The organism is Achromobacter sp., from assembly GCF_057314935.1.
Genome location: NZ_DBHKZA010000091.1, coordinates 11,901 through 22,054, shown reverse-complemented (window position 1 = coordinate 22,054; position 10,154 = coordinate 11,901). Strand labels below are relative to the sequence as shown.

The window sequence follows — 10,154 nt, the reverse complement described above, 5'->3', positions numbered from 1 at the left end:
TGTTGTCGGTGCCCTTGGCCAGCATGGCCTCCAGGCGTTCAATCATTCCTTCCATCGCGGCGCTCCTGCTGGCACTTGACTGTCGTTGCGACATGATAGGACGGCGGCTGCGTTGCCGCCTGAATGGCCCCTCGCCCGCGCGGGATTAGGCTCGCCTGGCACCAACGATCCGTTTCCTTGCGTTTCAAGAATACGCCGCTGGGGAATCCTTCAGTGAATACTCTGTCTGACGTGGAGTCTCCTGGTTGAAGGAAACCGCTTTATGGCACGGCTGACATCCTGGCTTTTCCGCTTGATCCCCTTGCTGTTGCTGCCGCTGGCCGCAGGGGCGCTCGCCCAGCAGGCCCCCTCACTGCAGGCGCGGGACGTCGCCTTGGTCAATCGGGTGACCTGGGGCGCCACGCCGACCGAATTGGCTCGTGCCCAGACGATGGGAATCGACCGCTACCTGCTGGCGCAATTGCATCCGGCGGCGCAAGCGCCACTGCCGGCCGAAGTGCAGCGGCGCATCGACGCCTTGTCCATTTCGACGCAGTCAGACGAGCAAGCCCGTGCGGCCCAGATAGACATCCGGCAAAAAGCCAAGGACCAGTCCGAAGAGGACAAGCTGAGCGCCAACCGCCAAGCCAGAAAGATGGCGCGCGAACGCGGCGCGGAAGTCGGCGAGCGCGCTTTGTGGCGGGCGCTTTACTCCCCCGATCAATTGCAAGACCAGATGACCTGGTTCTGGATGAACCACTTCAACGTGGACAGCGAGAAAGGCGACGTCGGCATGTTCCTTTCGCAATACGAAGACCGCGCCATCCGTCCGCACGCCCTGGGCAAGTTCCGCGATCTGCTGGCCGCCACCATGCGGTCTCCGTCCATGCTGATCTATCTGGACAATACACAGAACGTGGCCGGCAAGATCAATGAGAACTACGCGCGCGAACTGATGGAGTTGCACACCTTGGGCGTGGACGGCGGCTATTCCCAGAACGACGTGCAGGAGCTGGCCCGCATCCTCACCGGCCTGGGGCTGGGCAGTAGCCTCGAGCCGCCCAAGGTCAAGCCTGCGTTGCGCGGGCAGGTCGTGCAGCAGGGCTATTTCCTTTTCAACCCCGCCCGCCACGATTACGGCAGCAAAGTATTCCTGGGGCACACCATCGCCGGCGCCGGCATGCAGGAAGTGGAACAAGCGGCCGACCTGCTGGCCCGCCATCCTGCCACCGCAAGATTCGTCAGCCGCAAGCTGGCGGTTTTTTTCGTCGGCGACGCGCCGCCGGCCTCCCTGGTAGACAAGATGAGCCGGACATTCCTGGACAAGGACGGCGATATCTCCGCCACGCTGCGCACCCTGTTCGCCTCGCCCGAATTCGCCGCATCCCTGAAGGCCGGCGTCTTCAAGGACCCCGTGCACTATCTGTACTCCTCATTGCGGTTGACGTACGACGGCCTGCCGCCCATCGTCAATGCACGCGGCAGCATCAACTTGCTCAAGCAGCTCGGGCAGCCCTTGAACCAGCGATTGACCCCGGACGGTTACCCGCTGTCTCAATCCGATTGGGCCGGGTCTGGCCAGATGACGGCACGCTTTGAAATCGCCAGCACCATTGCCGGCGCGCCGCGGGTGTTCTATAGGGAAAAGCCCGACGAGCAGCCGCCGAACGTGCCGCGCCCCCCACACTTGCTGAAAGCCAATGCGGGCAATGGCCTCTTCTCGACGTTGTCGCCCCGCACGCGAGAGGCCATCGAGCAAGCCAAATCGACCCCTGTCGCCAACACCTACCTGCTGGCTTCGCCAGAGTTCATGCGCCGCTAGGAGCCCCCATGGATCGACGCCGACTGCTTCAATTGATGGCTGCCGCCCCGCTAGTGCTGGGCGGCGGCCGGCTCTACGCCGCGCCTGCCGCGTCGGGCAACCGCTTGCTGGTGGTGTTCATGCGCGGGGCGTACGACGCGGCCAGCTTGCTGGTTCCCGCAAGCAGCGACTTCTACTATGACTCGCGCCCCACCATCGCAATTGCCCGGCCCGGCGGCGGGCCGGGTTCCGCATTGCCGCTGGCTGACGGCTGGGCCTTGCATCCGGCCTTGGCTGACAGCCTGCTGCCGTTCTATGAAAAGCGGCAGTTGGCCTTCGTGGCGTTTGCCGGCACCGACGACCTCAGCCGCAGCCATTTCGAAACGCAGAACAGCATCGAGCGTGGGCAGGCCTCCGGAAAAGGCGGCGACTACCGGTCGGGGTTCCTCAACCGGCTTGCCACCGCGTTGAACGCCAAGCAGTCCCAGCCGGCCGCCTTCACCTCTGAAGTGCCGCAGATATTCCGAGGCGACACGCGCATCCCCAACATCGACTTGCTGGGTGCGGGACGCAAATCCCGCCTGAACGAAGAAGACGCCCACATCATCGCTTCGCTCTACGAGGGCACGGACCTGCACGCCGCCGTGACCGAAGGCCAACGCGTCATGGGCGCCGCGCGGGCGGAGATCGACGCCGAAATGCAGGCGGCCAACGGCAATGCCATATCCACCGACAAGCTTGAACTGGAAATCCGCCGCATCGCCCGCTTCATGGCCGACCGCTACAACCTGGGCTTTGTCGATGTGGGCGGCTGGGACACGCACGTGGGCCAAGGCGCCGCCACCGGCGCGCTGGCCAACCGCCTGAGCCAACTGGGCCGGGCGCTTGCCGCCTACGCCGAGGCGATGGGTCCAGCGTGGCAACAGACCACCGTCGTCGTGATCAGCGAGTTCGGCCGTACCTTCCGCGAAAACGGCAACAAGGGCACCGACCACGGGCATGGCACGGTGTACTGGGTAATGGGCGGCAATGTGCGCGGCGGTCGCATCGCGGGCCGGCAAGTCGCGGTCAAGCGCGACACCCTGTTCCAGGACCGCGACTATCCCGTGCTGAACGAATACCGCGCCGTCTTCGCCGGCCTGTTCTCGCGGCTGTACGGGCTGGACAAGGCGCGCCTGGCGCAGGTGTTCCCCGGCGTGACTCCGCTGGACTTGAAGCTGATCTGACCGCTGCGCCTGGGCGGGCCCAGGCGCTACACTCGACGGGCAAGCCAGCGCACTGGCGCCCTCGCGTCCAGACGCCTGACACAGGAGCCCGCATGAGCAAGATCTTCGATTTCACTGCCCGCGACATCAATGGGGAAGACCAATCCCTGGACATCTACCGCGGCCGCGTGTTGCTGGTGGTGAACGTCGCATCCAAGTGCGGCTTCACGCCGCAGTATGCGGGCCTGGAAGAACTCTACCGATCGCTGCGCGACGACGGGCTGACGGTGCTGGGTTTTCCTTGCGACCAGTTCGGTCACCAGGAGCCCGGCGACGAAGCCGAGATCCGCAACTTCTGCTCGACCCAATACGACATCACCTTCCCGCTCTACGCGAAAGTCGACGTCAATGGCGCCGACGCGCATCCGCTATACCGCTGGCTCAAGGGCGAAAAGCCCGGCGTCTTCGGCACCGAAGGCATCAAATGGAACTTCACCAAGTTCCTGGTCGGCCGCGACGGCCAGGTCATCAAGCGCTACGCGCCGACCGACACGCCAGCGGGCCTGAAGGACGATATCGTCCGGGCGCTGTCCGCGCCCGTCTGAGCCCGCGCCGGGCCAGGGCCTGCCAGCACAGGCCCTAGCGCAAGGGTGGCAGGCGGCGGCGCACGGTGTGCGCCTTGACGATCGCGGTATTGGTTTCGGCGAATTCCGTCACGCGCTCAAGAATCCCGTCCAGGTGCGAGATCGATCGCAGCACCACGCGGGCGATGAAGCAGTCATCGCCCGTCACCTTGTCGCATTCCACGAATTCCGGGATCTCCTGGATCAGCCCTTCCACATGCCGCAGTTGCCCGGGCAAGGGGCGGATGCGCACGATGGCCTCCAACGTGTATCCCAACGCCACCGGATCCACATCCAGCGTATAGGCACGGATCACGCCCGATTCCTCCAGCCGCCGCAGGCGGTCCGCCACGCTGGGCGCCGACATGCCCACTTGCCGGGCCAGATCGGCCGTGGTGGTGCGCGCGTTGGCCGACAGGGTCTCGACCAGGCGGCGGTCGATGCCGTCCAGAACGGGGGTTTCGCTTTTTAGGTCGTTTTGCATAAATTCCACCTAAAAGAAGGTATGACGTTAAAAACACCACACGAACATCATATAACCGCCTTGATCTGCCTGGGATAATTTCTCCATCGTACATCGCGGACAGCCCGCCCGGAGAACCTTCATGAATCCCGCATCAGAACGCCTCGGCCTGGCGCAAATGGCCACCGCCATGACGCTGTCCGGCACCCTGGGCGTGTTCGTCATCGAGTCCGGCCAAAGCGCCTGGAACGTCGTATTTTTCCGCTGCGTCTTCGGCGCCCTGTCGTTGTTCCTGTATTGCTGGGCACGCGGCCTGATCAAGCCCGGCCTGTTCACGGCCAAGACACTGGCCCTGGCGCTGGCGGCCGGGGCCGCGCTGGTCCTGAACTGGGTCCTGCTGTTCTCCGCCTACCGGCTGGCGTCCATCTCGTTGGCCACGGCGGTCTATAACGTGCAGCCCTTCTTCCTGATCGGGCTGGGCGTGCTGTTCCTGGGCGAACGCCCGTCGCGCGGCAAGCTTGCGTGGTCGGTCGTGGCCTTTGCCGGACTGCTGCTGGTGCTGCGCCTGTCAGAAACCGGCGGGGTGGCCGGCAGCGAATACCTGTCTGGGCTGATGCTGGGCCTGGGGGCCGCCGCCCTCTATGGCATCACCGCCATTATCGTCAAGCGGCTGACGGGCATCCCGCCGCAGGTGCTGGCCCTGGTGCAGGTCACGCTTGGGGCCATCATGCTGTTGCCCATGGCGGACTTCAACGCCCTGCCCGCCACCCCCTTGCAATGGGGCTACCTGGTCGCCCTGGGCCTGATCCACACCTGCCTGATGTACATCCTGATGTACTCGGCCATCCAGAAGCTGCCGACCACATCCACCGCCGCGCTCAGCTTCATCTATCCCGCTGTGGCCATCATGCTGGATTTCCTGATCTACGGCCACCGGATGGACGCCACGCAGGTCGTGGGCGTGGCGATGATCTTCCTGGCCGCCGCGGGCGTCAGCCTGAACTGGACTTGGCGCCTGCCGGGCCGCCCGCGCCCTGGCGCCGGCGCGGCCTGACCGCGGCAGCAGCAGAGGAAACCCGCACCCCGGCCTCGGTTATTCGGGGCGGGGCCGAGCCGTCCCCGCTATCATGGCTTTTCCATCCGCCGGGTCCCGCCGGCGGCGCCAAGATTCCCAGGACGCTTCCCATGATCGATCTCTACTACTGGACCACCCCCAACGGCCACAAGATCACGCTGTTCCTTGAAGAAACCGGCCTGCCCTACAAGATCCACCCGGTTAACATCAGCCGCGGCGATCAGTTCAAGCCCGAATTCCTGGCCATCGCGCCGAACAACCGCATTCCCGCCATCGTCGACCAGGCGCCGGCCGACGGCGGCGCGCCGATCTCGCTGTTCGAGTCGGGCGCCATCCTGCAGTATCTGGCCGAGAAGACCGGCCGCTTCCTGCCCGCCGACGTGCGCGGCCGCGCCGAAGTCTCGCAATGGCTGTTCTGGCAGATGGGGGGCTTGGGGCCCATGGCCGGCCAGAACCACCACTTCTCGGGCTATGCGCAAGAACGCATCGCCTACGCCATCGACCGCTACGTCAAAGAGACCAATCGCCTGTACGGCGTGTTGAACAAGCGCCTGGCCGACCGCGAATTCGTGGCGGGCGACTATTCCATCGCGGACATGGCCGCCTATCCCTGGATCGTGCCCCACGCCAAGCAGGGCCAGGACCTGAACGACTTCCCGCACCTGCAGCGCTGGTTCAACGCGATCGCCGCGCGCCCCGCGACCCAACGCGCCTATGCGCTGGCTGACACCATCAATACCGCGCCGTCGATCAGCGACGAGGAATCCCGCCGCATCCTGTTCGGCCAGACCGCGCAGCAAGTCGCCCGCTGATCCGCCGGAGACCGCCCATGACAGCACCGAAACTGGCGTTCCGCCGCGCGCGCGCCGACGACCTCCCGCATATCATCGCGATGCTGGCCGACGACGAATTGGGGGCCACGCGCGAAGACCCGTCCGTGCCGCCGAATCCGCGGTACGTGGCCGCGTTTACCGCGATCAACCAGGATTCCAACCAATTCCTGGCAGTGGTCGAGCAGGATTCGCACCTGGTCGGCTGTTTGCAGTTATCGTTCATACCCGGCCTGTCGCGGCAGGGCCAATGGCGCGGACAAATCGAGAGCGTGCGCATCGCCTCGTCGTCACGCGGCCAGGGCCTGGGACGCGCCATGTTCGAATGGGCGATCGAACAATGCCGCATCCAGGGATGCGGCCTGGTCCAGCTGACCACCGACCGTGCGCGCCCGGACGCGCGCCGGTTCTATGAAAGCCTGGGTTTCAAAGCCAGTCACGATGGCATGAAGCTCAGCCTGTAGTGCAAGTAGATGATTTTGCAAGGAGCGCCCATGCATGGCGAATATAAAGTCCCCGGCGGCAAACTGGTCGTTGCGGATCTGGAAGTGCGCGACGGCCGCCTGGCCGATGTGCGGATCAGCGGCGACTTCTTTCTTGAACCGCCCGAAGCGCTTGAAGCCATCAACAATGGCCTGAACGGCATGCCCGCCGACGCAGGCGAACTGGAACTTGCGGTCGCCGTCCAGTCGGCGCTGCCCGCCGATGCCGAACTGTTCGGCTTTTCCGCCGAGGCCGTCGCCGTCGTCCTGCGGAGGGCGCTGGCATGACGCGCACCGACTGGAACGACTACGACTGGCAACTGATCCACGAAGGCCCCCAGGAGCCGTCGCTGCACATGGCGCTGGACGCCGTCATCACCGATGAAGTCGGCGCCGGCCAGCGGCCGCCGACCTTGCGCATCTGGGAATGGTCCGCGCCGGCCGTGGTCATCGGCCGCTTCCAATCCTTGAAAAACGAAGTCGACCCGGACGGCGCCAAGCGCCACGGCATCGAGGTCGTGCGCCGCGTGAGCGGCGGCGGCGCAATGTTCATCGAACCCGGCAACTCCATCACCTATTCGCTTAGCGCGCCGCAGGCGCTGGTGCACGGCATGAGCTTCCAGGAATCCTATGCCTTCCTGGACGCCTGGGTGCTGACCGCGCTGCAGGGCCTGGGCATCAAGGCCTGGTACCAGCCGTTGAACGACATCGCCTCGGATATCGGCAAGATCGGCGGCGCCGCGCAAGCCCGCCGCGCCGGTGCCGTGCTGCACCACGTGACCATGTCCTATGACATCGATGCCGATAAAATGGTCGAAGTCTTGCGGATCGGCCGGGAAAAACTGTCCGACAAGGGCACCACCAGCGCCAAGAAGCGCGTTGACCCGCTGCGCACGCAGACCGGGCTGGCACGCGAGGTCATCATCGACCGCATGGTGGAAACTTTTGCCGGCCTGCACCGTCTGACCCCCGGGCAGATCGGCAGCGACACGCTGGCGCGCGCCCGGCAACAGGCCGACGAAAAGTTCTCCACCCCTGAATGGACCGGCGTGGTGCCCTGACCGCCAGAGCCTGTTGCCACCAGCCTTGATTTTGTGGAGGTAGTTCAATGCATCGCACGTTCACGCCGCAAGGCGCGATAAGCGGTCTGATCCTGGGCGCCGCCCTGTTGGCGCTGGCCGGCTGCGGCAGTGCGCCGCCGGCGAACATCACCCTGGCCAGCCCCTCCTCCTCCACGCCGGAGAAGGTGGGAGACCTGTCCACTGAACGCATCAAATGGGCCTCGAACAAGCCCGGCTGCGAGGGCGACTGCCCGCGCATCGAGATCGACAGCGTGGCGTTTCCCGGCATCCCCAAGCTGACGGCGCTGGTGGATCACGTGCTGGCGTATATGACCGGCACCGACGCCAACCGCCGCGGCCCGTACAACACGCTGTCTGAATACACGCAATACTTCTGGTCCACGGCCCGTCCGCGCGACGCCACCTATTTCAAGGCCAGCGTCAAGGACACCGTCGGCGACATCGTGTCGATCGAACTGCACACCGAGCAATTCCTGACCGGTGCCGCGCATGGCATTCCGGCGACACAGTACCTGAACTGGGAACGCAGCCGCGACCGCGTCATGAGCCTGGACGAAGCGCTGATCCCCGGGCGCCGCGGCGAATACGTGGCGGCGCTGCAGCGCGCCCACGCGAAGTGGCTGGCGGGCAATCCGGACGCCAAGCGGGACCCCGCGGCCTACAGCAAGATGTGGCCCTTCCAGGAAAGCGACAACTTCGCGCTGACGCGCGACGGCATCGTCGTGAAGTACGACGCCTACTCGATCGCCCCCTATTCGCACGGCGAGCCCGAGCTCGTCATCTCGAACGCGGATCTGCGCGGCATCTTCAAACCGGAATTGCTGCCGAAGTCGTAACCGGTATCGGTGGCGGCAATCTTCACGCGTGCCGTCACCGGGCGCCATGCTTGCCCCCGATACGCGAAGGCCGGCGACAGGCATCGTGCCTGTCGCCGGCCTTTTCCGCGCGCCGCGGCGCGCGAGGTCTCTTCGAGACCGGGGTTCGGGTGAGCGGACTGAGGGTGGAGCTAGGGAGGTGGCCGCTTTTTTCGCGTCTGTGGCCGGGTAAGACGCCCAGTCCGCTCAATGCAACCGCGGCCTGAAGGAACGGGCGGCGCGCGACATGCGCGCCCGCCGCCCGCTCACGTCAGGCGCTTAGAAGCGGTGACGGATACCGACGATACCGACGGTGCTCTTCAAGCCGTCGACAAACGCGAAGTCGGTGGCGTACGAACCCAGCGCGTACAGGTTGGTGCGCTTGGACAGGTTGTACGTGTAGCCGATGCTGTAGACGTTCATCGTCGACTCGTTGCCGGCCGTCAGCGGGTTGCTGCCGTTCGGGTCAGCGCGCTGCCACGACGCCAGGATGCTGCTGGCGCCCAGCGGCACGGTCAGGCCGACCAGGTACGAGTTGGCCTTGAAGCCCGAAACCGCGACGTTCGTGCCGAAGCTGGTGGCCGCGGGGCTGCCGCTGCCGAACGAGTTGATGCTTTGGCCAGTGAACCAGCCGTCGCGCGTCTGGCCGAAGCCCAACGCCAGCTTCAGCACTTCGAAGTCGTACGCGCCGGCGATCGTCCAGGACTTGGGCGTGGCGTCGGTGTTCAACTGGTTGGCGGGGTTCAGCTGGTCATACGTCAGCGCGACGTTCACCGGGCCGTTGACGTAGCGCAGGCCGGTCGTGATGGCGCGGGTGTTGTCGGCGGTCTTGAAGCCGGTTTGAGCGGCGGTGGTGTCGGCCGCGTTGAACGAGTAGCCGACGCCGAACTGGAAGCCGCTGAACGACGGGGTCGAGTACTGCACCATGTTGTCGTAGCGGACCGTGTTGGCGGCGCTGAAGGCCACGCCGACGTTAGCCTGGCCGTAGCTGCCGGCAAACGGCTCGATCGCGGCCAGGTACTTCGACGCGATGTTGGTCTGGCGGCCGAATTCCAGCAGGCCCCAGGAGTCGCTCTTCAGGCCGACGGTGGCTTGGCGGCCGAACAGGCGGCTGCTTTGGCCCGATTGGCCGTTGCCCGAGTTGAAGCCGCTTTCCAGCGTGAACACGGCGCTCAGGCCGTCGCCCAGGTCTTCGGCGCCGCGCAGGCCCCAACGCGAACCGCTCGACACGCCATTGACCATGCCGAACTTCGATTCTTTGTAATCGTTATTGCCCTTGATTTGCTGGAAGCCGATACCAGTATCGATCAGGCCGTACAGCGTCACCGACGTTTCGGCTTGGGCCACGCCGGACAGGGCGGCGAACAGCGCGGTGACGAGCAGAGTCTTTTTCATTGCGTAATCCCTTTGATTGAACATACATGCGCAGGTGGCTGGGTTTGCAAGGCAAACGGCGTGCGGCGCATGGCAGGAACGAATTCTAGGGACGCAATGTGTCAGTTTTCTAGACGCAAGGAAAACCCGTCCAAGATCTCGAAAAAAACGCCTACTTGTGGCCTGAGCTCCACACCCGGGCCCAGTGTAGGGCGCTGTCCCGGGCCTGTCATCGGGGTGTGCTAACAAGCAACATATGCCCTGCCCCGGCACCGCGCCCGGCATCGCGCCCGATAGGACGCCCGTACCGGTACGCAACACTCAGCGAGCCCCCGTACCGGTACGCAACGCTCAGCGAGCCCCCTGCAGCGGCAGCAGCCGCCGAT

At 65.1% G+C, this 10,154-nt stretch carries 11 protein-coding genes; 9 read left to right on the top strand and 2 right to left on the bottom strand.

From position 1 onward, the window contains the following. Positions 1 to 262 precede the first annotated feature (262 nt). From ACO6D5_RS25445 to ACO6D5_RS25435, 3 genes are all read left to right on the top strand, one after another. Complete coding sequence (locus tag ACO6D5_RS25445; protein WP_315845944.1) at positions 263 to 1,801, top strand: DUF1800 family protein; 1,539 nt, start codon at positions 263 to 265, stop codon at positions 1,799 to 1,801. An 8-nt stretch (positions 1,802 to 1,809) separates the two neighbouring features. Further along, complete coding sequence (locus ACO6D5_RS25440) at positions 1,810 to 3,006, top strand: DUF1501 domain-containing protein (protein WP_485826904.1); 1,197 nt, start codon at positions 1,810 to 1,812, stop codon at positions 3,004 to 3,006. 92 nt (positions 3,007 to 3,098) lie between these two features. Further along, positions 3,099 to 3,590, top strand: a complete 492-nt coding sequence (locus ACO6D5_RS25435; RefSeq protein WP_315845942.1) for a glutathione peroxidase — start codon at positions 3,099 to 3,101, stop codon at positions 3,588 to 3,590. Positions 3,591 to 3,624: 34 nt separating this feature from the next. Here ACO6D5_RS25435 and ACO6D5_RS25430 read toward each other — a convergent pair whose 3' ends face one another. Continuing rightward, on the bottom strand, positions 3,625 to 4,092 hold the full coding sequence (locus ACO6D5_RS25430; protein WP_485826903.1) for an Lrp/AsnC family transcriptional regulator: 468 nt from the start codon (positions 4,090 to 4,092) through the stop codon (positions 3,625 to 3,627). A gap of 121 nt (positions 4,093 to 4,213) precedes the next feature. On the opposite strand from ACO6D5_RS25430, the gene ACO6D5_RS25425 reads away from it, so the two are divergent. The 6 genes from ACO6D5_RS25425 to ACO6D5_RS25400 all read left to right on the top strand — a co-directional run bounded on the left by ACO6D5_RS25425 (position 4,214) and on the right by ACO6D5_RS25400 (position 8,376). Further along, positions 4,214 to 5,125 carry a DMT family transporter gene (locus ACO6D5_RS25425; protein WP_485826902.1) on the top strand — a complete coding sequence of 304 codons (912 nt, stop codon included), beginning with the start codon at positions 4,214 to 4,216 and terminating at the stop codon, positions 5,123 to 5,125. 131 nt (positions 5,126 to 5,256) lie between these two features. Beyond that, positions 5,257 to 5,958: a glutathione S-transferase N-terminal domain-containing protein gene (locus ACO6D5_RS25420; protein ID WP_105559639.1), complete on the top strand. Its 702-nt coding sequence runs from the start codon at positions 5,257 to 5,259 to the stop codon at positions 5,956 to 5,958. Positions 5,959 to 5,975: 17 nt separating this feature from the next. Further along, the gene (locus ACO6D5_RS25415; RefSeq protein ID WP_315845939.1) at positions 5,976 to 6,440 is read left to right on the top strand and encodes a GNAT family N-acetyltransferase; all 465 of its coding nucleotides are present in this window, start codon (positions 5,976 to 5,978) and stop codon (positions 6,438 to 6,440) included. A gap of 30 nt (positions 6,441 to 6,470) precedes the next feature. Continuing rightward, on the top strand, positions 6,471 to 6,746 hold the full coding sequence (gene lplB / locus ACO6D5_RS25410) for a lipoate-protein ligase small subunit (RefSeq protein WP_006223377.1): 276 nt from the start codon (positions 6,471 to 6,473) through the stop codon (positions 6,744 to 6,746). Continuing rightward, entirely contained in the window at positions 6,743 to 7,519 is a 777-nt protein-coding gene (locus ACO6D5_RS25405) for a lipoyl protein ligase domain-containing protein (RefSeq protein WP_315845937.1), read from the top strand. The genes lplB and ACO6D5_RS25405 overlap by 4 nt, the downstream gene beginning before the upstream one ends. A 47-nt stretch (positions 7,520 to 7,566) precedes the next feature. Next, positions 7,567 to 8,376, top strand: coding sequence for an RsiV family protein (locus tag ACO6D5_RS25400; RefSeq protein WP_315845936.1), 810 nt, complete (start codon positions 7,567 to 7,569; stop codon positions 8,374 to 8,376). 297 nt (positions 8,377 to 8,673) lie between these two features. On the opposite strand, the gene ACO6D5_RS25395 is transcribed toward ACO6D5_RS25400, so the two are convergent. Then, positions 8,674 to 9,789, bottom strand: a complete 1,116-nt coding sequence (locus ACO6D5_RS25395; RefSeq protein ID WP_315845935.1) for a porin — start codon at positions 9,787 to 9,789, stop codon at positions 8,674 to 8,676. Positions 9,790 to 10,154: the final 365 nt, after the last annotated feature.

Excerpts from the sequence above, each read along its gene's own strand:
- ACO6D5_RS25445 (WP_315845944.1), top strand. The coding sequence starts at position 263 with ATGGCACGGCTGACATCCTGGCTTTTCCGCTTGATCCCCTTGCTGTTG.
- ACO6D5_RS25440 (WP_485826904.1), top strand. The coding sequence starts at position 1,810 with ATGGATCGACGCCGACTGCTTCAATTGATGGCTGCCGCCCCGCTAGTG.
- ACO6D5_RS25435 (WP_315845942.1), top strand. The coding sequence starts at position 3,099 with ATGAGCAAGATCTTCGATTTCACTGCCCGCGACATCAATGGGGAAGAC.
- ACO6D5_RS25430 (WP_485826903.1), bottom strand. The coding sequence starts at position 4,092 with ATGCAAAACGACCTAAAAAGCGAAACCCCCGTTCTGGACGGCATCGAC.
- ACO6D5_RS25425 (WP_485826902.1), top strand. The coding sequence starts at position 4,214 with ATGAATCCCGCATCAGAACGCCTCGGCCTGGCGCAAATGGCCACCGCC.
- ACO6D5_RS25420 (WP_105559639.1), top strand. The coding sequence starts at position 5,257 with ATGATCGATCTCTACTACTGGACCACCCCCAACGGCCACAAGATCACG.
- ACO6D5_RS25415 (WP_315845939.1), top strand. The coding sequence starts at position 5,976 with ATGACAGCACCGAAACTGGCGTTCCGCCGCGCGCGCGCCGACGACCTC.
- lplB (WP_006223377.1), top strand. The coding sequence starts at position 6,471 with ATGCATGGCGAATATAAAGTCCCCGGCGGCAAACTGGTCGTTGCGGAT.
- ACO6D5_RS25405 (WP_315845937.1), top strand. The coding sequence starts at position 6,743 with ATGACGCGCACCGACTGGAACGACTACGACTGGCAACTGATCCACGAA.
- ACO6D5_RS25400 (WP_315845936.1), top strand. The coding sequence starts at position 7,567 with ATGCATCGCACGTTCACGCCGCAAGGCGCGATAAGCGGTCTGATCCTG.
- ACO6D5_RS25395 (WP_315845935.1), bottom strand. The coding sequence starts at position 9,789 with ATGAAAAAGACTCTGCTCGTCACCGCGCTGTTCGCCGCCCTGTCCGGC.